This window comes from Pseudonocardia sp. (assembly GCF_035305885.1).
Lineage (GTDB): Bacteria > Actinomycetota > Actinomycetes > Mycobacteriales > Pseudonocardiaceae > Pseudonocardia.
The window spans coordinates 59,281-78,435 of record NZ_DATGOP010000132.1; the positions used below are offsets into that span (position 1 = coordinate 59,281).

The 19,155-nt window shown below is 74.4% G+C and carries 21 protein-coding genes; 9 read left to right on the plus strand and 12 right to left on the minus strand.

Annotated features, from left to right (window positions below; translation table 11 throughout):
- Positions 1-12: 12 nt before the first annotated feature.
- Together VKZ81_RS30470 and VKZ81_RS30475 are read right to left on the minus strand one after the other, a co-directional pair.
- Positions 13-1,161, minus strand: a complete 1,149-nt coding sequence (locus VKZ81_RS30470) for an HAAS signaling domain-containing protein (protein ID WP_324245189.1) — start codon at positions 1,159-1,161, stop codon at positions 13-15.
- Positions 1,158-1,478: a PadR family transcriptional regulator gene (locus tag VKZ81_RS30475; protein ID WP_324245190.1), complete on the minus strand. Its 321-nt coding sequence runs from the start codon at positions 1,476-1,478 to the stop codon at positions 1,158-1,160. The genes VKZ81_RS30470 and VKZ81_RS30475 overlap by 4 nt, the downstream gene beginning before the upstream one ends.
- Positions 1,479-1,565: 87 nt before the next feature.
- Between VKZ81_RS30475 and corA the strand changes: the two genes are divergently transcribed.
- From corA to VKZ81_RS30515, 8 genes are all read left to right on the plus strand, one after another.
- On the plus strand, positions 1,566-2,600 hold the full coding sequence (gene corA / locus VKZ81_RS30480) for a magnesium/cobalt transporter CorA (RefSeq protein ID WP_324245191.1): 1,035 nt from the start codon (positions 1,566-1,568) through the stop codon (positions 2,598-2,600).
- Positions 2,601-2,667: 67 nt separating this feature from the next.
- A complete protein-coding gene (locus VKZ81_RS30485; protein ID WP_324245192.1) occupies positions 2,668-3,852 on the plus strand; it encodes an ROK family protein in 1,185 nt (394 codons plus the stop codon).
- Positions 3,849-5,147 carry an ABC transporter substrate-binding protein gene (locus VKZ81_RS30490; RefSeq protein WP_324245193.1) on the plus strand — a complete coding sequence of 433 codons (1,299 nt, stop codon included), beginning with the start codon at positions 3,849-3,851 and terminating at the stop codon, positions 5,145-5,147. The genes VKZ81_RS30485 and VKZ81_RS30490 overlap by 4 nt, the downstream gene beginning before the upstream one ends.
- Positions 5,144-6,082, plus strand: a complete 939-nt coding sequence (locus VKZ81_RS30495) for a carbohydrate ABC transporter permease (protein WP_324245194.1) — start codon at positions 5,144-5,146, stop codon at positions 6,080-6,082. Before VKZ81_RS30490 ends, VKZ81_RS30495 begins: the two co-directional genes overlap by 4 nt.
- Complete coding sequence (locus VKZ81_RS30500; protein ID WP_324245195.1) at positions 6,075-6,929, plus strand: carbohydrate ABC transporter permease; 855 nt, start codon at positions 6,075-6,077, stop codon at positions 6,927-6,929. Before VKZ81_RS30495 ends, VKZ81_RS30500 begins: the two co-directional genes overlap by 8 nt.
- Complete coding sequence (locus VKZ81_RS30505) at positions 6,926-7,945, plus strand: Gfo/Idh/MocA family protein (protein WP_324245196.1); 1,020 nt, start codon at positions 6,926-6,928, stop codon at positions 7,943-7,945. Before VKZ81_RS30500 ends, VKZ81_RS30505 begins: the two co-directional genes overlap by 4 nt.
- Complete coding sequence (locus VKZ81_RS30510; protein WP_324245197.1) at positions 7,942-8,937, plus strand: Gfo/Idh/MocA family protein; 996 nt, start codon at positions 7,942-7,944, stop codon at positions 8,935-8,937. The genes VKZ81_RS30505 and VKZ81_RS30510 overlap by 4 nt, the downstream gene beginning before the upstream one ends.
- Entirely contained in the window at positions 8,934-10,118 is a 1,185-nt protein-coding gene (locus VKZ81_RS30515) for a Gfo/Idh/MocA family protein (RefSeq protein WP_324245198.1), read from the plus strand. The genes VKZ81_RS30510 and VKZ81_RS30515 overlap by 4 nt, the downstream gene beginning before the upstream one ends.
- Positions 10,119-10,139: 21 nt before the next feature.
- On the opposite strand, the gene VKZ81_RS30520 is transcribed toward VKZ81_RS30515, so the two are convergent.
- The 3 genes from VKZ81_RS30520 to VKZ81_RS30530 are packed head-to-tail and all read right to left on the minus strand — an operon-like array spanning position 10,140 to position 12,873.
- Positions 10,140-11,264, minus strand: a complete 1,125-nt coding sequence (locus VKZ81_RS30520; RefSeq protein ID WP_324245199.1) for a PQQ-dependent sugar dehydrogenase — start codon at positions 11,262-11,264, stop codon at positions 10,140-10,142.
- Positions 11,261-12,136: an SDR family oxidoreductase gene (locus tag VKZ81_RS30525; RefSeq protein WP_324245200.1), complete on the minus strand. Its 876-nt coding sequence runs from the start codon at positions 12,134-12,136 to the stop codon at positions 11,261-11,263. The genes VKZ81_RS30520 and VKZ81_RS30525 overlap by 4 nt, the downstream gene beginning before the upstream one ends.
- On the minus strand, positions 12,136-12,873 hold the full coding sequence (locus VKZ81_RS30530) for an SDR family oxidoreductase (protein WP_324245201.1): 738 nt from the start codon (positions 12,871-12,873) through the stop codon (positions 12,136-12,138). Before VKZ81_RS30530 ends, VKZ81_RS30525 begins: the two co-directional genes overlap by 1 nt.
- Positions 12,874-12,960: 87 nt before the next feature.
- On the opposite strand from VKZ81_RS30530, the gene VKZ81_RS30535 reads away from it, so the two are divergent.
- The gene (locus VKZ81_RS30535; protein WP_324245202.1) at positions 12,961-13,566 is read left to right on the plus strand and encodes a TetR/AcrR family transcriptional regulator; all 606 of its coding nucleotides are present in this window, start codon (positions 12,961-12,963) and stop codon (positions 13,564-13,566) included.
- A 15-nt stretch (positions 13,567-13,581) separates the two neighbouring features.
- Here VKZ81_RS30535 and mutM read toward each other — a convergent pair whose 3' ends face one another.
- The 7 genes from mutM to VKZ81_RS30570 form a co-directional block, all read right to left on the minus strand.
- Positions 13,582-14,463 (minus strand): bifunctional DNA-formamidopyrimidine glycosylase/DNA-(apurinic or apyrimidinic site) lyase, encoded by an 882-nt coding sequence (gene mutM, locus VKZ81_RS30540; RefSeq protein ID WP_324245203.1) that lies wholly within the window; start codon positions 14,461-14,463, stop codon positions 13,582-13,584.
- On the minus strand, positions 14,463-15,218 hold the full coding sequence (gene rnc / locus VKZ81_RS30545; RefSeq protein WP_324245204.1) for a ribonuclease III: 756 nt from the start codon (positions 15,216-15,218) through the stop codon (positions 14,463-14,465). Before rnc ends, mutM begins: the two co-directional genes overlap by 1 nt.
- 10 nt (positions 15,219-15,228) lie before the next feature.
- The gene (gene rpmF / locus VKZ81_RS30550; protein WP_324245205.1) at positions 15,229-15,411 is read right to left on the minus strand and encodes a 50S ribosomal protein L32; all 183 of its coding nucleotides are present in this window, start codon (positions 15,409-15,411) and stop codon (positions 15,229-15,231) included.
- A gap of 26 nt (positions 15,412-15,437) precedes the next feature.
- On the minus strand, positions 15,438-15,923 hold the full coding sequence (locus VKZ81_RS30555) for a YceD family protein (RefSeq protein ID WP_324245210.1): 486 nt from the start codon (positions 15,921-15,923) through the stop codon (positions 15,438-15,440).
- A gap of 163 nt (positions 15,924-16,086) precedes the next feature.
- Positions 16,087-16,857, minus strand: a complete 771-nt coding sequence (locus VKZ81_RS30560) for a hypothetical protein (RefSeq protein ID WP_324245206.1) — start codon at positions 16,855-16,857, stop codon at positions 16,087-16,089.
- A 51-nt stretch (positions 16,858-16,908) separates the two neighbouring features.
- A complete protein-coding gene (locus VKZ81_RS30565; RefSeq protein WP_324245207.1) occupies positions 16,909-17,433 on the minus strand; it encodes a GNAT family N-acetyltransferase in 525 nt (174 codons plus the stop codon).
- Between the two features lie 46 nt (positions 17,434-17,479).
- Positions 17,480-18,973 (minus strand): glycosyltransferase family 39 protein, encoded by a 1,494-nt coding sequence (locus VKZ81_RS30570; protein ID WP_324245208.1) that lies wholly within the window; start codon positions 18,971-18,973, stop codon positions 17,480-17,482.
- Positions 18,974-19,155: the final 182 nt, after the last annotated feature.

Here is a 19,155-nt window from a genome sequence, read left to right on the forward strand (position 1 = left end):
CGGCCCGAGGCTCTAGCGGGGCGCCGGGACGGCAGGCGGCTGCTCCGGCGCCGGGACCGCGGGCGGCGGTGCCACCTCGACGGGCGCGGGGGTGGTGGGCACCGCGGCCACCAGCGGCGCGGGAGGGGTGTGCCGGCAGCTCCCGGTGCGCGGGTCGAAGTCCCACGTCCCCCGCGGGTAGGCGGCGTTGCCGTCCGGGACGGCCCCGTCCAGCGGGCCGCACTCCGCGCCGCCCGAGGTGTCGATCGGCAGCCCGTCCTGGTCGAACAGGTACACGCCGGTGAGCGGGTTGCCCTGGGCGTCGACGGGGCGGATGTCGCGGATCTGCCGCTCCGAGTCCTGCCACAGCCCCGGCAGCGCCGGGGGATCGCTCGCGGCCGACGTGGCGGACGACGGGCCCGGCAGGCCCGCCGCGAGCAGCCACAGCAGCACGACCGCGGCCAGCCCGTTGAGCGGCACCACCGCCCACAGCCAGCGCCGGTCGCGCCGGGTGAGGTGCCCGACCCGGATCGAGACGGGGACCGCGACGATCGCGAGCAGCAGCACGGCGGGCAGCCCGCCGTCGGCGAGGAGCCCCCCGACGAGCACCGCGGCCGCGACGGCCCGCGCGAGCCACCAGGCGGGCTGCAGGCTCGCGACGAAGTCGGCGAACCGCCGCCCCTGGGTCCCCGGGGCCGGGCGGGCGGCGACGAGCCGCCGCACCTCCGGGAGCGCGGCCACGCTCGGCACGCGCGGGCCGTCGCTGATCACGAGCGGCAGCCCGAACACGGCCAGGAGCATGCCCGTGATCACGAACGCCACCTCGCCGGCGGCCACCCCGAGCAGGAACAGCAGCGCGCCCGCGATCGGCGCCGCGAGGGCGAGCCGGGCTCGCACGTACCCCGGCCGGGCGGCGGCAGCGGCGGCGGGCTCCGCCGGCGGGTAGCCGGCCGCGGCGCGCAGCTCGCCCGCGTAGGCGCTCGGCGGGCCGAGCCGGGCGGTCAGGGCATCGGTGTCGACCTCGCCGCCCAGCTCGGCGGTGAGGTCGGCGAGGTGGGCGCGGACGTCGTCGAGGATCTCCGCGACCTCGGGCGCGGGGAGGTCGGCGAGCGCCGCCCGCACGCCGTCGAGGTACTCCTCGGCCGCCGGGCTCGCCAGGCGCACCGTCGTGTCGTCGGTCATACCGCCGCCACCAGCCCTTCCATCGTCTCGGCGAACGCCCGCCACGTCTTGGCCATCTCGCGCAGCCGCTCCCGACCCGGCGCGTTGAGGCTGTAGTACTTGCGGTGCGGACCCTCCTCGCTCGGCACCACGTACGAGGTGAGCAGGCCCGCGTTGTAGAGCCGGCGCAGCGTGCCGTACACGGAGGCGTCGCCCACCTCCCCCAGCCCGGCCGCGCGCAGCCCGCGCACCACCTCGTAGCCGTAGCCGTCGCCCTTGTCGAGCACCGCGAGCACCGCGAGGTCGAGCACGCCCTTGAGCAGTTGGCTCGTGTCCATGGCTGCCCTCCTTCTGCGATGCACGGTACTACGCATCGCAGAATAGCGGACCGGCGGGTGTCCCGCCCCCGCGGCTACGCTCCCGGCATGTCCGTGGTCGACAACGCCATCTACATCGACGGCAAGCGCGCCGCGGCACCCGCATCGCTGGATCGGACGTTCGCCGAGCTGCGCCAGTGCCCCGACCAGGGGCGCAGCTTCTGCTGGATCGGCCTGCTGCGCCCGACGCCCGAGGAGATCGAGGCGGTCGCGCAGGAGTTCTCGCTGCACGGCCTCGCCGTCGAGGACACGATCAGCGCCCACCAGCGCCCGAAGGTCGAGCGCTACGGGGACGTGCTGTTCGTCGTGCTCCGCCCGGCCCGCTACGTCGACTCGGTCGAGATCATCGAGATCGGCGAGGTCCACCTGTTCCTCGGCCCCGACTTCGTCATCACCGTGCGGCACGCCGAGAAGCCCGACCTCGCCCAGGTCCGCCAAAGGCTGGAGCGCGAGCCAGAGCTGCTGGACAACGGCCCGTACGCCGTGCTCTACGCGGTGTTGGACAAGATCGTCGACGACTACGCGCCCGTGCTCGACGGCCTGCAGGCCGACATCGACGAGATCGAGGTGCAGGTCTTCGGCGGCGACCCCGGCGTGTCCAAGCGCATCTACCAGCTCTCCCGCGAGGTCATCGAGTTCCAGCGGGCGGTCGAGCCGCTGTCGGGGATGTTCGTCTCGATCCGAGAGCGCCTGCAGGACACCGCCGACGACGCCGACGTCGAGCTGTGGCGAGCGCTGCGCGACGTCGCCGACCACGCCACCCGGGTGCTGGAGCGCATCGAGGCGTTCCGGCAGCTGCTCACCAACGCCCTCCAGGTCAACGCCGCGCTCGTCGGGCAGCGCCAGAACGAGGAGATGGCCCGCCTGACCCAGGCGGGGTACGAGCAGAACGAGCAGACCAAGCGGATCTCCTCGTGGGCGGCGATCCTGTTCGCCCCCACGCTGATCGCCTCGGTGTACGGGATGAACTTCGACCACATGCCCGAGCTGCACTGGGCGTTCGGCTACCCGTTCGCCGTCGTGCTGATGCTGGTGCTCGGGTTCGCGCTCTACATCGTCTTCAAGCGCCGCGGCTGGCTCTAGCAAACTCCCGGTAACCGCTTGCCGCTCCCCTTGCCCCAATTATGAAACCCACCTAGCGTAATGGCCCGTGGCCTCGGACTCCTCCGCCGAGCGGCACGCCAACACGGTGAGCGTGCTGACGGCGCTGCGCGTTGACGAGGGCAGCAGGCTCGCCGAACTCGCCCAGCGCACCGGCCTGTCGCGGCCCACCGTCGACTCGATCCTCACCGAGCTGGGCAGGCTGGGGTGGGTCGAGCAGCGCGAGCCGGAGGACCCGCCGACAGGGCGCCCGGCGGGCCGACCCGCCCGCACCTACCGGCTCAACCCCGACGCCGGGTTCGTCGTCGGCGTCGACGTCGGGGTCAACCTGCTCACCGCGATGGTCGCCGACATCACCGGCACCACCCGGCACACCGCCACCCGCCCGATCAACCGGGCCACGCCGGGGACCGAGCGCCGCACCGCGGTGCAGTCGCTCATCGCCGACGCCGTCGCCGAGCTGGGCGTCGAGCCGCACGAGACGCTCGCGCTGAGCCTCGGCGTGCCCGGCATCATCGACCCCTCCGGCCGGGTCACGCTGAGCACGGTCATCCCCGGCTGGACCGGCTTCCACGTCGAGAAGCACTTCCGGCGCTGGGCGGGCGTGCCGGTCACCGTCGCCAACGACGCCAACATGGCGACGCTCGCCGAGCACTGGATCGGCGCCGCCCGCCTCGTCGACGACGTGGTCTACGTCCTCGCGGGCCGCCGCACCAGCGCGGGCATCATCGTCGACGGCAGGCTGCACACCGGCCGCCACGGCGCGGCCGGCGAGATCGGCAGCATCCCCGACCTGTACTTCAGCACCGAGGAGCTGCTCGCCCCGCCCGGGACCGACCCGGACTCCCCGGACGCGATCGGCTCGGTGTTCCGCGCCGCGCAGGCGGGTGACGAGCAGGCGGCCGCGCTGGTGGAGGAGTTCTACCGCCGGCTCGCCCGCAACGTGGAGTTCCTGGTCAAGGCGTTCGACCCGGACATGGTCGTGCTCGGCGGCGGCGTGTCGCGCGCGGGCAGGCCGCTGGTCGAGGGCGTCGAGCGGCACCTCGACCGTCCCGTGTTCAACACGATGCCGATCGTGCTGTCCGAGCTCGGCCCCGAGGCCGTGGCGCTCGGCGCCGTGCGCTCGGCGCTCCAGCTCGCCGTGCAGCAGAGCCCGCTGCTCGCGGCCCTCGTCACGCCGCCGCTCGGCGGCGCCACCCGTCCCGTCCCCGCTGGAGGAGGAGGCCCGCGATGACACCGCGACCGCCCGGGGTGCGCCGCCGCACCCTTCTGAGATCACTCGCCGCGGTGCCGCTCGCGGCGGGCGTCGCCGGGTGCTCCGCGTCGTCGGGCCCGGCGTTCCTGCCGGGCGGCGGGAGGGCCCGCCTCGGCTACGGGATGTGGGACAAGGACCAGGTCCCCGCGATGCAGGAGGTCATCGACGAGTTCCGCCGCGAACACCCGGACGTCGAGGTCACGATCCAGCTCACCCCGTTCACGACCTACTGGTCGCGGCTGCAGACCGCGATCGTCGGCGGCGGCGCGCCCGACGTGTTCTGGATGAACGCGCCCAACATCGCGATGTACGCCCGCCACGGCACGCTGCTGCCGCTGTCGGACCGGCTGCGCCGCGACGGCGTCACGCTCGCCGAGCACCCGCAGAACCTCGTGGAGCTGTACCGGTACGCGGGCGAGCAGTTCGGCGTGCCGAAGGACTTCGACACCATCAGCCTCTTCTACAACCGCGAGCTGTTCGACCGCGCCCGCGTCCCGTACCCGGACGAGAACTGGACCTGGCAGGACGTGCTCGACGCCGCCGCCGAGATCCGCGACCCCGCCTCCTCGGTCTTCGGCTTCTCCGCCGCGCTCGACCGCCAGCGCGACCTCTACCCCGCGATCTTCCAGAACGGCGGGTGGGTGCTGCGCGACGGCCGCTCCGGCTTCGCCGACGAGGCGACGATCGGCGGCCTGCGTCACCTCACCGGCGCCATCGACCGCGACCTCGCCCCCAACGCGATGGCCAACGCCGACACCCGCTCCCGCGAGCTGTTCCAGGGCGGCAAGCTCGCCATGTACAACGGCCTGCCCAACGACTCCAACGACCCGTACGCCGACCCGGCCGTCCGCGCCCGCACCGGCGTCACCGTCCTTCCCCGCGGCGTCCGCCGGGGCACCGTCATCCACGGGCTCGCCAACGTCGTCAACGCACGCACCCCGTACCCCGACGCCGCCTACGAGCTGGTCAAGTTCATGGCCGGTCGCCTCGCCGGCGAGATCCAGGGCCGCTCGGGAACGATCCTGCCCAGCTACGCGGGCACCCAGCAGGCCTTCCTCGACGCCAAGCCGGAGTTCCGCATGCAGTCGTTCATCGACCAGGTCCCCGACGCCACCGCCTATCCGGCCTCGGTCAACACCATGACCTGGGAGCGGATGCAGCTGCAGATCCTCGGCCCGTCCTGGGTCGGCCCCGGCGGCCGCCCGATCGAGGTGTCGGCGCGGCTGCTCGCCCACGACATGGACGTCGTGCTCGCCAAGGAGGCCGCGGTATGACCCAGCTCGCGACCCCGCCCGCGGTGCGCCCGGCGACCCCGCAGCCGGCGCGCAGGCCGCGGCGCACCCACCGCAGCGCCTACCTGTTCATCGCCCCGGTCGGGCTGGGCCTGCTGGTCTTCTACCTCTACCCGGCGGTCTCGACGTTCGCGCTGAGCTTCACCGAGTGGGGCCCGTTCGGCGGCCACACCTTCACCGGGCTGGACAACTACGCGGCCGTCTTCCAGCTCGAGACGTTCTGGACCGCGCTCGGCAACACCCTGCTCTACATGGTGATCGGGCTGCTCACGCTGCCGATCGCGATCCTGTTCGCGGTGCTGCTCAACCGCGAGGGCCTGCGCGGCGTCGCGGTCTACCGCACGCTCTTCTTCATCCCGTTCATCACGCTGCCGGTGGCGAGCGGCCTGGTGTGGAAGTGGCTCTACAACGGCGACTTCGGGCTGCTCAACCAGGTCCTCCAGGTCTTCGGGATCCCCGGCACGTACTGGGTGTCCAACCCCGACACGGCGCTGTTCGCGATCGGCGTCGTCCAGGTCTGGTCCCAGGTCGGCTACTACCTGGTGATCTTCATCGCGGGCATCAAGGCGGTCCCGAAGGAGTACTGGGAGGCCGCGGAGATCGACGGCGCGAACGCCTGGCAGCGGTTCTGGCGCATCACGCTGCCGATGCTCAGCCCGACGATCTTCTTCTGCACCGTCATCAACGTCATCGCGACGCTGCAGATCTTCGACCTCGTCTACGTCATGAGCGCGTCGGCCACCGCGAACCCGGCGTTCAGCGCGTCGCAGTCGATCGTCTCGCTGTTCTACGAGAAGGCCTTCGTCGAGGCGGACAAGGGCACGGCCACCGCGCTGGCCTTCCTGCTCATGCTGCTGATCGGCGCCCTCACGTTCGTCCAGTTCCGGCTGCAGCGCAGGTGGGTCCACTATGTCTGATCGTCTCCTCGCACCCCGCAGCGCCCGCGGGTCGCTGCTGGGCTCGGTGGCCACCCACGCCGTGCTCGTCGCAGGCTCCGTCGCGATGATCGGCCCGTTCGTCTGGCAGGTGCTCACCGCGCTCAAGTCGCAGCCCGAGACCGCGACCGTGCCGCCGACCCTGCTGCCGCGGGAGTGGCTGTGGTCGAACTTCGCCGACGTCTTCGCGACCATCCCGTTCGGAACGCAGCTGGTGAACTCGCTGGTGGTGGCCGGCGCCGTCACGATCGGCCAGCTCGCGTTCTGCTCGCTCGGGGCGTACGCGTTCGCGCGGCTGGAGTTCCGCGGGCGGGAAGTGCTGTTCGCGCTGTTCCTGTCGGTGCTGATGGTGCCCAAGCAGCTGCTGGTGCTCCCCCAGTACCAGATCATGTCCGCGCTCGGGCTGCTCAACTCCCTGCCCGCGCTGATCCTGCCCGGCCTGTTCTCGGCGTTCGGCACGTTCCTGCTCCGCCAGTTCTTCGCCACGATCCCGAAGGAGTTCGAGGAGGCCGCCGTCCTGGACGGCGCGGGCCGGTTCCGGATCTTCTTCTCGGTGATGCTGCCGCTGGTCAAGCCCGCACTCGCGGCGCTCGCGGTGATCACCGTGATGCACTCGTGGAACGACCTGCTGTGGCCGCTGGTGGTCAACACCGACCCGGCGTCGATGCCGATCAGCGCCGGCCTCACCAGCCTGCAGGGCCAGGAGTGGACCAACTACCCGGTGCTCATGGCCGGGGCCGCCATGGCCTCGATCCCGATGCTGCTCGCCTACCTGGCGCTGCAGCGGCAGTTCGTGCAGGGCATCGCCCTGTCGGGAACGAAAGGATGATCCCCATCGGTACGGACACACGCCTGCGCGTCGGCATGGTCGGCGCGGGCGGGATCGCGAACGCCCACCTCCCCGCCTGGCTGCACGCCGGCGCCGAGGTCGTCGTGCACTCGCTGCACGGTGGTCACGACCTGGTGGCGCGGCACGGAGCGGGCGAGGTCGCGGCGAGCCTCGACGAGCTGATCGCGCGCGTGGACGTCGTGGACGTCTGCACCCCGACCGACACCCACCCCGAGATCGTGTTCGCCGCGGCGGCCGCGGGGCGCCACGTCCTGTGCGAGAAGCCGCTCGCGCTGGACCCGGCCACGGCCGAGGCGATGGCGCGGGCGTGCGCGGCGGCGGGCGTGCAGCTCTACCCCGGGCACGTCGTGCGCTACTTCCCGGAGTACGTCGCGCTGCAGGCGGCCGTGGCCGAAGGCGCGATCGGCACCCCCGCGGTGCTGCGGTTCGACCGCTGCGGCGCCCGCCCGCACCGCGCCTGGTTCGCCGACCCGGCGCGCTCGGGCGGCATCATCATGGACCAGATGATCCACGACCTCGACTTCGCGCGGTGGCTCGCGGGCGAGGTCGAGACGGTGCACGCGCGGGTGTCCGACAGCGCGCCCGGCACCCCGACCGGGGTCGTGTCGGCGCACGTCGTCGCGCGGCACCGGGGCGGGGCGATCAGCACCGTCACCGGCACGTGGGCGCGGCCGGGCACCCGGTTCCGGTACGGCTTCCACGTCGCGGGCACCGACGGGCTGCTGTCGCACGACTCGGCGGCCGACCCGTCCCTGCGCACCGACACGGGCGCGCCGACCGACGGCGGCGGGGACCGGCTGCTGCCCGATGTGTCGCTGGTGGAAAGCCCGTTCGTCGCCGAGATCCGCGAGTTCGCCGCGGCGTTCCGCGGCGGGCCAGCGCCCCGGGTGAGCGCCGCCGACGGGGTGGCCGCCGTCCGGATCGCGGCGGCGGCCAACGCGTCGCTGGCGAGCGGCCGCCCCGAGGCCGTCGAGCCCGCGGAGGTGGCGGCGTGAGGATCGGGGTGATGTCGCTCGCCCACCTGCACGCCGTGGGCTACGTCGGCCTGCTCTCCGGGTTCGCCGACGTCGAGCTCGCCGTCGCCGACCCGGACGCCGCCCAGCGCCCGCCCGGCGAGTCCGGCGGGCGCGCGTTCGCCGAACGGCTCGGCGTGACCCGCTACTTCGACAGCTACGCCGACCTGCTCGACTGGGGCCCGGACGGCGTCGTGATCTGCTCGGAGAACTCCCGCCACCGCGAGCTCACCGAGCTCGCCGCCGCGGCGGGCGCGCACGTGCTGTGCGAGAAGCCGATGGCCACGACCGTCGCCGACGGCGAGGCGATGCTGGCGGCGTGCGCGGCGGCAGGGGTCCACCTCATGATCGCCTACCCGGTGCGGTTCTCCCGCCAGTTCCGCGCGCTGCAGGCGGCGTTGCCCGCGCTGGGTCGGCTGGTCGCGGCGGCGGGCACCAACAACGGCGTGCTCCCGACGGCGCGCGCCTGGTTCGCCGACCCCGTGCTGGCCGGCGGCGGCGCGGTCATGGACCACACCGTGCACCTGGCCGACCTGCTCGACGTCGTCCTCGACGGGGCGGAGCCGGAGTCGGTGCACGCCGTCGCCAACAAGATGATCAACGCGACGGCGCGGGTGGAGACCGGCGGGCAGATCTCGCTGCGCTACCCGGGCGGCGTCATCGCCACGATCGACTGCAGCTGGTCGGTGCCCGAGCACTACCCCACCTGGGGCGGGCTCACGATGCGGCTCGTCGGCGAGGACGGGATCGCCGACATGGACGCGTTCGCCCAGGCCGTCCTCGGGTTCCGGGAGTCGACCCGGTCGCCGCTGCGGCTCGACTACGGCACCGGGGGCGACGGCGCGATGCTCGCCGAGTTCGTCTCGGCGATCCGCGAGGGGCGGCGCCCGCAGCCCGACGGCGAGTCCGGCCTGCGCTCGCTGCGGGTCGTGGCCCGCGCGTACGAGTCGGTGCGCACGGGCGCGCCGGCGTGACCGAGGTGGGCGTGATCGGGGTGGGCGTGATCGGCGCGGGCTTCCGCGGCGGCCTCGCCACCGCCGCCGACGTGCCGGGGACGTCCCGCGTGGTGGCGATCGCCGACGTCGACGGGACGGCCGCGCGGCGGGCGGTGGCCGAGCGGCACCCCGGCGCGGTCGCGCTCACCGACCCCCGCGCGCTGCTCGAGCGCGCAGACGTCGACGCCGTGCTGGTGATCACGCCCGACCACACCCACGCCGACCTCGCCTGCGCCGCGCTGGAGGCGGGGAAGGCCGTCTTCGTGGACAAGCCGCTCGCCACCACCGTCGCCGACTGCGACCGGGTGCTGGAGACGGCGCGACGGACCGGTAGCCGCCTCTACGTCGGGCACAACATGCGGCACATGCCGGTGGTCCGTGCGATGCGGGAGATCGTCCGGCGCGGCGACATCGGCGCGGTGCAGTCGATCTGGGTGCGCCACTTCGTCGGCAACGGCGGCGACTTCTACTTCAAGGACTGGCACGCCGAGCGGCGGTGCACCACGTCGCTGCTGTTGCAGAAGGCCGCGCACGACATCGACGTCGTGCACTGGCTCGCGGGGGCCTACACCGAGCGGGCGAGCGCGTTCGGGGCGTTGCGCGTGTACGGCGACGGGCACCGCCGCCCGCCCGGCACGCCGAAGCCGGCCGACTGGCTCGACCCCGAACGCAACTGGCCGCCGCGCGCCCAGCGCGACCTCAACGCGGTGATCGACGTCGAGGACCTGTCGGTGGTGAACCTGCAGCTCGCGGGCGGCGCGCTGGCCGCCTACCAGCAGTGCCACTTCGCCCCGGACTACTGGCGCAACTACACGGTGATCGGCGACGCGGGGCGGTTGGAGAACTTCGGCGACGGCTCCGGCGCGGTGGTGAAGGTGTGGCGCAGGCGCCGGCCCGGCTACGCGCCGGACGCCGACACCGAGCACGTGCTGCCGGACAGCGGTGAGGTCCACGCCGGGGCGGACCGCCCGCTGATCGCGGAGTTCCTGCGGTTCGCCCGCGACGGCGGCCCCACCGACACCTCGCCGGTCGTCGCCCGCATGAGCGTCGCGGCGGCGGTTCAGGCCACCGCGTCGCTGCGGGCAGGCGGCGAGCCCCGGGCGATCCCTCCGCTCGACCCGGGGCTCGTGGCGTACTTCGAACGCGGGCAGCGCTCCTAGGGTGAGTTCTCAGAGCGCGGGTCACGAGCGGGGCGGGTCGACCTCCACCCGCAGGATGCGGTCGTCGCCGGGCCGCGGGTCGGTCCCGCCCCAGGTCGCCCGGTCGGTGTTCGACGTGACGAGCCACAGCGCCCCGTCGAGGCCGACCTCGACCGTGCGGATGCGGCCGTACTCCCCCACGAAGTGCGGGATCGGATCGCCGGTGGCGGCGCCCGCCTCGACCGGGAGCTGCCAGAGCCGCTGTCCGCCGAGCGCCCCGATCCACAGCGAGCCCTGGGCGTACGCGACGCCGGACGGGCTCGCCTCGTCGGGGTGGATGGTCGCGATCGGCGGCTCGCCCGTCGAGCCCGCGATGCCCTCGGTCTCCGGCCAGCCGTAGTCGGCGCCCGGGCGCAGGACGTTGACCTCGTCCCAGGCGCGGTGGCCGAGCTCAGAGGCGTAGGCGGTGCCGTCCGGCCCGAACGCCATCCCCTGGACGTTGCGGTGGCCGCTGGAGTAGATCGGCGACGGCCCCGGGTTGTCGGCGGGAACGGACCCGTCGCGGGCGATGCGCAGGATCTTGCCGTTCAGCGAGTCGGCGGTGGCCGCGTTCTCCGGCTCGAAGGCGTCGCCGGTCCCGATCCACAGGTGCCCGTCCGGTCCGACGACGATGCGGCCGCCGTGGTGGCGGTCGGCGGTCTGGATGCCGTCGAGCAGCACCCGGTCGACCGCCAGCGAGCCGAAGTCCTCGGCGATGGTGAGCGCGACGATGCGGTTCTGGTCCCGCCCCGAGACGGCGGCGTAGACGAGGCGGTCGGTCGCGAACTCCGGCGAGGCGACGATGCCGAGCAGCCCGCCCTCGGAGCTCACGTCCACGTCGGGGACGACGCCGACGGTCCGCGCCGGGCCGCCGCCCGCGGGGACGCGCTCGATCTCGCCGCTGATCCGCTCGGAGACCAGCGCCGACCCGTCGGGGAGGAAGGTGAGCCCCCACGGGGCCTCCAGCCCGCTCGTCAGCTCCTCCGGCTCGCCGAGGGTCGCGACCGGGCCCGCCGGCGCGGCGGGCGCCGGACGGACCGGTGGCGGCACCGGCCCGTCCGACGGTCCGGAGCACCCGGCGAGCCCGATGGCGAGCACGGCCGCGGTGACGGCGACACGCGCGTTCACCGCTTCAGCTCCAGCGTCTCGGCGAAGCCGAGGCGACGGACGAACTCCTCGCGGGTGAGGTCGGCGAAGGCCATCACGTGGTCGACGCCGGCGCGGGCTGCGTCCACCACCGAGCGGAACGGTTTGCGCCCGACCGGCAGGTCGAGGATGCGGCGGATCTCGTCGGCCACGTCCTGCGGGTCGGCCTCCTCCCCCGGCTCGAACAGCCGCTCGTGCGCCTCGTGGGTCCGCGCGACGAGCGGGTCCAGCTCGGCGTACTCGGCGGTCACCCGTTCGTCCGTGGCCCGCGACGCGTTCGGGAAGTGCTGCGTGCCCCGCGTGATCGCCCCGGGCATCACGATCGAGGTCTCGATCCCGAACTGCGCCGCCTCGTAGGAGGTCACCACGGCGAGCGCGTCGAACGCGGCCTTCGACGCCACGTACGGGCCGAGGAACGGCGGCGTGGTCACGAGGATCGTGCTGCCGACGTACACCAGGGTCCCGCTGCGGCGCCGCCGCATGTGCGGCAGGACCGCCCGGTTCACCCGGTGCGCCCCGATCGCGTTGACGTCGAGCAGGTGCGCGATGTCGGCGTCGGTGAACGCCTCGACGTAGCCGATGTAGAGGTGCCCGGCGTTGTGCACGACGACGTCGAGGCCACCCGCCTCGGCGATGACCCGCTGCACGGCGGCGTCGGCCGACGCCTGCGCGGTGACGTCCAGCGGCACGACGTGCAGGTCGTGCCCGAGGGAGGCGAGCTCGGCCACCGAGGTGGCGTCGCGCCCCTCCGGGTCGCGCATCGTCGCGTAGACGGTGTGCCCCGCGGCCGCGAGGGTCTCCGCGGTCCGCCGCCCGATGCCGGTCGACGAGCCGATGATCAGCACGACGGCCATCAGGCTGCACCCCCGTTCACGAAGAGCACCTGCCCGTTGACCCACCGGGCGGGCCCGGCGAGGAACGCGACGGCCTCGGCGACGTCGCGCGGTTCGCCGAGCCGCCCCAACGGGCTCATCCCGGCGATCCGGTCGATCGCCTCCTGCGTCTTGCCCTCGAAGAACAGCGGCGTGGCCGTGGGGCCGGGGGCGACCGCGTTCACCGTGATATCCCGGCCGCGCAGCTCGCGGGCGAGGATCAGCGTCAGCGCCTCGACGGCCCCCTTCGACGCGGCGTAGGCGCCGTAGCTGGGGATCTGCAGCCGGGTCACCGACGTCGAGAAGTTGACGATCGCGCCGCCGGCGCGCACGCGGCGGGCGGCGAGCTGGTCGACCACGAAGGTCCCGCGCACGTTGGTGCGGTGGACCCGGTCGAAGGTCTCGAGCTCCAGATCCGCGATCGGGGCGAGCGGCATGATGCCCGCGGTGTGCACGACGACGTCGATGCCGCCGAACTCGCGCTCCGCGAGGTCGAAGACCTCGGCCATCGCCCGCTCGTCCGCGACGTCCCCGCCCGCGACGACGGCGCGGCCGCCGGCCTTCACGACGGCGGCCGCGGTCTCCTCCGCGCGCTCCTTGCCGCCCGCGTAGTGCACGACGACCGAGTAGCCCTCGGTCCCGAGACGTTCGGCGACGGCCCGGCCGATGCCCCCGGATCCGCCCGTGACGATCGCGACGCGGCCTGCGTTGTCCGCCATGTCCCTGGCCTCTCTAGTATGTGGACGGTTCGTTCATATGAGAGGCTAGCGCGGAAATGAACGAGTCGTCCACAAATGAGGTGGGGTATGACCGAAACCACACGAGTACGGCGCGGACGGGGCAGGCGCCCCGCCGCCGAGGTGCGCGCCGACGTGCTGGCCGCGGCCGGCAGGCTCCTGCTGGACGAGGGCGTGCGCGCGGTGACCTTCGAGCGCGTCGCGGCCGAGGCCGGCGCCAGCAAGACCACCCTCTACAAGTGGTGGCCGTCGCCGGGAGCGCTCGCCGCCGAGGCGTACTTCGCCCAGAGCAGGCGCACGCTGGAGTTCCCCGACACCGGTGACCTGCGCGCCGATCTGATCAGCCAGCTCACCGCGTTCGTCCGCTGGCTCAAGGAGGAGGGCGCGGAGAAGCCGGTGTCCGAGCTCGTCGGGGCCGCCCAGATGGACCCGAGCCTCGCCGAGGCGTGGTCGGGAAGCTACGCGATCCCGCGGCGCGAGCTGGCCAAGGAGCGCCTGCGCATCGCTCAGCGGCGGGGCCAGCTGCGCGAGGACGCCGACCTCGACGTCATCGTCGACCAGCTCTGGGGCGCCTGCTACCACCGGCTGCTCGTGCTGAAGGTGCCGTTCGACACCTCGATCGTCGAGCGCCTCGTCGACCAGGCCCTGCTCGGGGCGGCGCCGCGGGAGGCGTGACCGGAGGCGCCCCGGTCAGGGGTGCGGGTTGCGCGGGCGGGGCTGGCAGCGGGGGCAGGTGTAGGAGCTGCGGTTCATGAACGGGTCGCGGCGGATCGGGGTGCCGCAGCGCGGACAGGGGCGATCGGCCTGGCCGTACACCGCGAGCGAGCGGTCGAAGTAGCCCGACGCCCCGTTGACGTTGACGTAGAGCGCGTCGAAGGAGGTGCCGCCCGCGGCGAGCGCCTCCTCCATCACCGCCGCGGCCGCGCCGAGCACGGCGCGGCCCTGCCCACGGGTGAGCCCCTCGGTGGGCCGGGAGCCGTGCAGCCGCGCGCGCCACAGGGCCTCGTCGGCGTAGATGTTGCCGATGCCCGAGACCACGGTCTGGTCGAGCAGCGCCCGCTTGAGCCCCGTGCGGCGGCGCCGCAGCGCGGCGACCGCCTCGTCGAGGTCGAACGCGGGATCCATCGGGTCGCGGGCGATGTGGCCGATCGGGGCGGGCACCAGGCCACCGCCCGCGGCGGCCACGAGCGGGTGCACCGACAGCCCGCCGAAGGTCCGCTGGTCGACGAACCGCAGCTCGGGACCGCCGTCGGCGAACCGCAGCCGGACCCGCAGGTGGGTCTCGTCGGGGCGGCCCGCGTCGGCGACGAGCATCTGCCCGCTCATGCCGAGGTGGGCGAGGACCGCGTCCTCGCCCTCGGTGGCGTGGTCGAGCTCGAGCCACAGGTACTTGCCGCGGCGGCGGGCCGCGGTGATCGTGCGGCCCACCAGTCGGCCGGCGAAGTCGGCCGCCCCCTCGGCGTGCCTGCGCACGGCGCGCGGGTGCGCCACGACGACCTCGGCGATCTTGCGGTCGAGGACGTGGTCGGCGAGGCCCCGCCGGACGACCTCGACCTCGGGCAGCTCGGGCACTAGTTCGTCGAGCTGGAGCCGGCCTCGGATCCCGCCGCGGCCTCCGCGGTGAGCGTGCGCCACGCGAGCTCGGCCGCCTTCTGCTCGGCCTCCTTCTTGGTGCGCCCGACCCCGGACCCGAGCTCACGGCCGCCGACCACCGCGGTTGCGGTGAACTCCTTGAGGTGGTCCGGGCCCTCCTCGGTGATGCGGTACTCCGGCACCCCGAGGTCGGCGGACGCGGTGAGCTCCTGCAGGCTGGTCTTCCAGTCGAGGCCGGCACCGAGCAGCGGGGCGCCCTGCAGCAGGGCGTCGAACAGCCGGTGCACCAGCTCGCGGGCGGTGTCCAGGCCGTGCTCGAGGTAGACGGCGCCGATCAGGGCCTCGGTGGCGTCGGCGAGGATGCTCGCCTTCTGCCGGCCACCGGTGAGCTCCTCACCGCGGCCCAGGTACAGGAAGTCGCCGAGCCCGTTCTCGCCGAGGGTGGCGGCCACGCCGGCGAGGGCGTGCATGTTGACCACGCTCGCGCGCAGCTTGGCCAGCTGCCCCTCGGGCAGCTCCGGGTGGTCGCGGTACAGCCGCTCGGTGACGATGATCGACAGCACCGAGTCGCCGAGGAACTCCAGCCGCTCGTTCGTGGGCAGCCCACCGTTCTCGTAGGCGTACGAGCGGTGCGTGAGTGCGAGGGTGAGGAGCTCGTCGGAGATCTTCACCCCGAGTGACGCGAGTAGGGGCCCGCGATCCTCCACGGGCCCCTGCTGGGCGCGTTCCGCCATCCGCCCGTCGTCAGGCCGGCGTGACGACAGGCCGGCCGTCGTAGGTGCCGCAGGTGGGGCAGGCGACGTGCGGCGGCTTCGTGGCCCGGCAGGCCCGGTTCGAGCAGGTGACGAGCGTGGGGACGGCGGCCTTCCACTGCGCCCGGCGCGAGCGCGTGTTCGACCGCGACATCCGGCGCTTCGGAACAGCCACGTGAAACTCCTAGCGGTGAGTGCGGGTCAGTCGGCGGACAGGCGCTCCTTCAGAGCGGCCCACCGAGGATCTAGTGTCTCATGCCCGTGGTCGGGCGCGAGGTCGGCCCACTTCTCCCCGCAGCCGGGGCACAGGCCTGCGCAGTCGTCGCGGCACAGCGGCGCGAGCGGCAGCGCCAGCACGACGGCGTCGCGCACGGTCTGCTCGAGGTCGACCAGCTCGTCGACGACGCGCGGCACCTCGTCGGCGTCGGTGGTCTCGTCGGTGACGCTGTCGGGGTAGGCGAAGAGCTCCGACAGCTCGACGTCGACCACGTCGGTGACCGCGTCGAGGCAGCGGGCGCACTCGCCCGACAGCGGCGCGTGGACCGTGCCGGAGACGTAGACCCCCTCGGTGACCGACTCCATGCGCAGGTCGAGCTCGATCGGCGCGCTGTCGGGCACGGCGATCGTCTCCAGCCCGAGCCGGGCGGGCCCGGTGGGCGCCGCGATGCGCCTGCTGTAGGCGCGCATGTTCCCGGGCCGCCTGCCCAGCTCGCGCGTGCCGAAGACCCACGGGCTGGCCGGATCGGGGTGTCCGGGGTGGAGGTGGTGCGTGGTCACGGGGTCCAGGGTAGGCCCGACCCGGCCCCGTCCCGCTACCTTCCGGCCGGGTGCCGTTCGGGCGACGGCGTCCTCACCCCCGGCGCGCCGCCCGCACCGGCGCGACCGCGACCAATCGCACGACGCGCCGCTCGCCGTCCGGGCAGTACCAGACCCGCCCGCCGCCCGCGACCTCGTACTGCCACTGCGGCAGGCGCCGCCCGTCGATCTCGCGCTCGGCGAGCAGGCCGCGCAACCGGTGCTGGCGCGCCGGGTCGCGGGGCCGGGCCGGGTGCCGGCGCAGCGCGGCCCAGGCCCGCGCAGGCCACGCCGCGCCCGCCCGCTGCAGTTCCTCCCAGCCGGTCACCGCCTCGGACGTGCCGAAGCGCAGCTCCCAGCCACCCGGCGCCTTCGCACAGCCCGGCGGGGGCGGCACCGGGCCGGTGTCCTCGACCGGGCCCGTGAGCGCCGCGGCGAGGCCCGCGTCGGAGTGCGCGGTGGCGGTGGCCCGCCACTCGGCCAGCGCCCGCGACAGCACGTCCCACCGCGCCATCTCCGCCGACGTCTGCACCGCCCGCCCGAAGTCCTCGGCGAAGCGGCGCCGGTCGTCGGCCGGGAGGTGGTCGGCCCACGGGAACTCGCCGGACAGCGCCTCGGGCGCGGCGCCGCCGAGCCGCCGCAGCGCCGCGCGCAGCGCCCGGGCCGCGGCGAGCGCGCCGTCGGCCGCCTGCTCGGCCCGGTCCTCCCGCACCAGCAGCAGCGGCACCCCGCCGCGCCGCAGCACCCGCACGTCGTCCCGGTCGGCGAGCGACGCGACGCCGTCCGGGTCACGCCGCAGCTCGCGCAGGTGCACCTCGGTCGTCATGGCCCGGGATCGTCACCGGGTGGGTGGCTGCGGGGCAACCGCCCTCCCGGGTCAGAGTTCGCCGAAGGGGGCGGCGTAGCGGAACGTGCCCCGCAACCCCGGGTGGTACGCGGTGAGCGGGCGGGCCTGGAAGTGCGAGGCCCACTCCGCCACCTCGGGCTCGATGCCCAGCTCGGCCGCGGGCCGGAACCCGAACCGCGGGTAGTAGCCCGGGTGGCCGAGCAGCACCACGACCCCCTCGTCGAGCGCGTCCGCGGCGCCGAGCACCGCGTGCATCAGGGCGCTGCCCACCCCGCCGCCCTGGTGGGCGCTGCGCACGCCGATCGGGCCGAGGCCGAGCGCGGGCAGCGCGTCCGGCCCGAGCGTCCCCCGCGTCGCGCAGACGTGCCCCACGACGACCCCGTCGACCTCGGCGACGAGCGACAGCGGCGGCAGCCACGCGTCGCTCGTGCGCAGGGCCTCGACCAGCCCCGGCTCGACCGGCGCCGAGCCGGGCGGCGCCATCGGGGCGAACGCCTCGGAGTGGACGGCGGCGACGGCGGGGGCGTCGCCGGGCAGCTCGCGGCGGACCAGCACCGGGACAAGATCCGCTGCCGGGGACGCGCGCGCAACCGGATTCCGCTCACCCGATGTGGCGCAGCTGCGGCCACAGCTCCGACCACGGGACGCGCCGGTCGCGGGCGACGAAGACCGGCTCGCCCTGCTCGTCGTTGTCCAGGCCGAGCCCGTTGTCGATCCGGGCGGCGAGCTCGACGCGGCCGAACCACCGGCGCAGCGGCGCCTCGTCCATCCCGACCACGATCAGGGTGTCCGTCTCCTCCGGCGGCGGGCCCCAGGTCCAGTACGCGTTGTGCCCGCTGTGGGCGGGGGCGAGCGCAGGCAGGAACCGGTCGACCGCGCCCGCCTCGCCGTAGTTGCTCGTGAGCACGGCGACCCGCTCGCCCGCGGGCAGCCGCGCGTGGACGTCGGCGATCGTGGCGGCGAACTCGGGCCAGCCGACCGTCTCGCCCGCGTCGTAGTTGATGTCGGGGATCGGGGTGCGGGCGAGGTCCTCGGCCGGGACGAGCGGCAGCATGAGGACCGCCGACATCGCGAGGCTCAGCGCGAGCGCGGCCACCAGCAGCCCGGACCGGACCCGGCGGGCACCGCGGCGCGCCCACGCGGCGACCGCGGGCGCACCGGCCGCGAGCAGCACCGGGAAGAAGCCCGCCATGTAGTAGGGCTTGCCGCCCGTCACCAGGAACAGCGCCGCGGCGAGCAGGTACGCGACGGCGAACGCCCGCCAGGTGCGCAGCGCCGGGTCGCGGGCGAGGCGCCACCAGCCCAGCGCCCACACCGGAACGAGCAGCGGGCTCACCAGCACGAGCTGGAACGGCAGGAACAGGTACCACGGCTCGCTGCTGCCGGAGCTGCCGCCCGCGATCGCGGCGGACAGCGTGAGCACCGGGAACCCGTTCGCGGCCTGCCACGCCAGGTGCGGCGCCCAGATCGCGAGCGCCACCGCCGCCCCCAGCCACGGCCACCGGGCGGCGAGCGCCCCGCGCGGGCCGGCCAGCAGGATCCCGACCAGCACGCCCGCGAGCAGCACCAGCGGCTGCGCCTTGTTCTGCAGCGCGAGGCCGGCCACCGCGCCCACCGCGAGCCAGATCGGGCCGCCGTCGCGCAGGGCCCGCACCAGCAGCCAGCTGAGCGCGGTCCAGGCGAGCAGGTCGAACGTTGTGGTCGACAGCAGGTGCCCGACCGCGAGCAGCACCGCGGAGACGCCCATGCTCGCCGCGGCCAGCAGCTGCGCGCCGCGACCCGCGCCCAGCTCGCGCGCGATCAGGCCGGTGAGCAGCACGACCAGCGCCGACACCAGCACCGACGGCAGCCGCAGCCCGGTGAGCGACCCGGGCAGCAGGGCGTCCATCGCGCGCGCGACCAGCGGTGTGAACGGCGGCTGGTCGACGTAGCCGAACGCGGGCTCTCGCCCGGCCCGCAGGAAGTACAGCTCGTCGCGGTGGTAGCCGTAGCGGCCCGACACGGCGAGCAGCAACGCGGCCACGCCGGCCGCGACCGCGCCGAGCCCGCCCCACGCCGCCCCCGCGCGGGGCGGGGCCTCGGCAGCGGTGATCACACGCAGACGCTAGCGCGCCCCGTCCCCGGGATCAGCCTCCCCCGCCGGGGCCGCCACCGCTGCTGCCGGATGCGGCGGGGGCGGGCGGCAGCAGCAGCTCCTGGCCCTCCCGCAGGCCCGACAGCACCTGCGTGTACTCGTCGCCGACGGCACCGGCCTCGAACGGCGTCGGCACCGGCTCG

Coding starts and splice junctions, on each gene's coding strand:
- VKZ81_RS30505 (WP_324245196.1), top strand. CDS start 6,926: ATGATCCCCATCGGTACGGACACACGCCTGCGCGTCGGCATGGTCGGC.
- VKZ81_RS30500 (WP_324245195.1), top strand. CDS start 6,075: ATGTCTGATCGTCTCCTCGCACCCCGCAGCGCCCGCGGGTCGCTGCTG.
- VKZ81_RS30535 (WP_324245202.1), top strand. CDS start 12,961: ATGACCGAAACCACACGAGTACGGCGCGGACGGGGCAGGCGCCCCGCC.
- VKZ81_RS30555 (WP_324245210.1), bottom strand. CDS start 15,923: ATGCGCGCCTACAGCAGGCGCATCGCGGCGCCCACCGGGCCCGCCCGG.
- rnc (WP_324245204.1), bottom strand. CDS start 15,218: ATGGCGGAACGCGCCCAGCAGGGGCCCGTGGAGGATCGCGGGCCCCTA.
- VKZ81_RS30470 (WP_324245189.1), bottom strand. CDS start 1,161: ATGACCGACGACACGACGGTGCGCCTGGCGAGCCCGGCGGCCGAGGAG.
- VKZ81_RS30560 (WP_324245206.1), bottom strand. CDS start 16,857: ATGACGACCGAGGTGCACCTGCGCGAGCTGCGGCGTGACCCGGACGGC.
- corA (WP_324245191.1), top strand. CDS start 1,566: ATGTCCGTGGTCGACAACGCCATCTACATCGACGGCAAGCGCGCCGCG.
- VKZ81_RS30490 (WP_324245193.1), top strand. CDS start 3,849: ATGACACCGCGACCGCCCGGGGTGCGCCGCCGCACCCTTCTGAGATCA.
- VKZ81_RS30495 (WP_324245194.1), top strand. CDS start 5,144: ATGACCCAGCTCGCGACCCCGCCCGCGGTGCGCCCGGCGACCCCGCAG.
- VKZ81_RS30530 (WP_324245201.1), bottom strand. CDS start 12,873: ATGGCGGACAACGCAGGCCGCGTCGCGATCGTCACGGGCGGATCCGGG.
- VKZ81_RS30475 (WP_324245190.1), bottom strand. CDS start 1,478: ATGGACACGAGCCAACTGCTCAAGGGCGTGCTCGACCTCGCGGTGCTC.
- VKZ81_RS30525 (WP_324245200.1), bottom strand. CDS start 12,136: ATGGCCGTCGTGCTGATCATCGGCTCGTCGACCGGCATCGGGCGGCGG.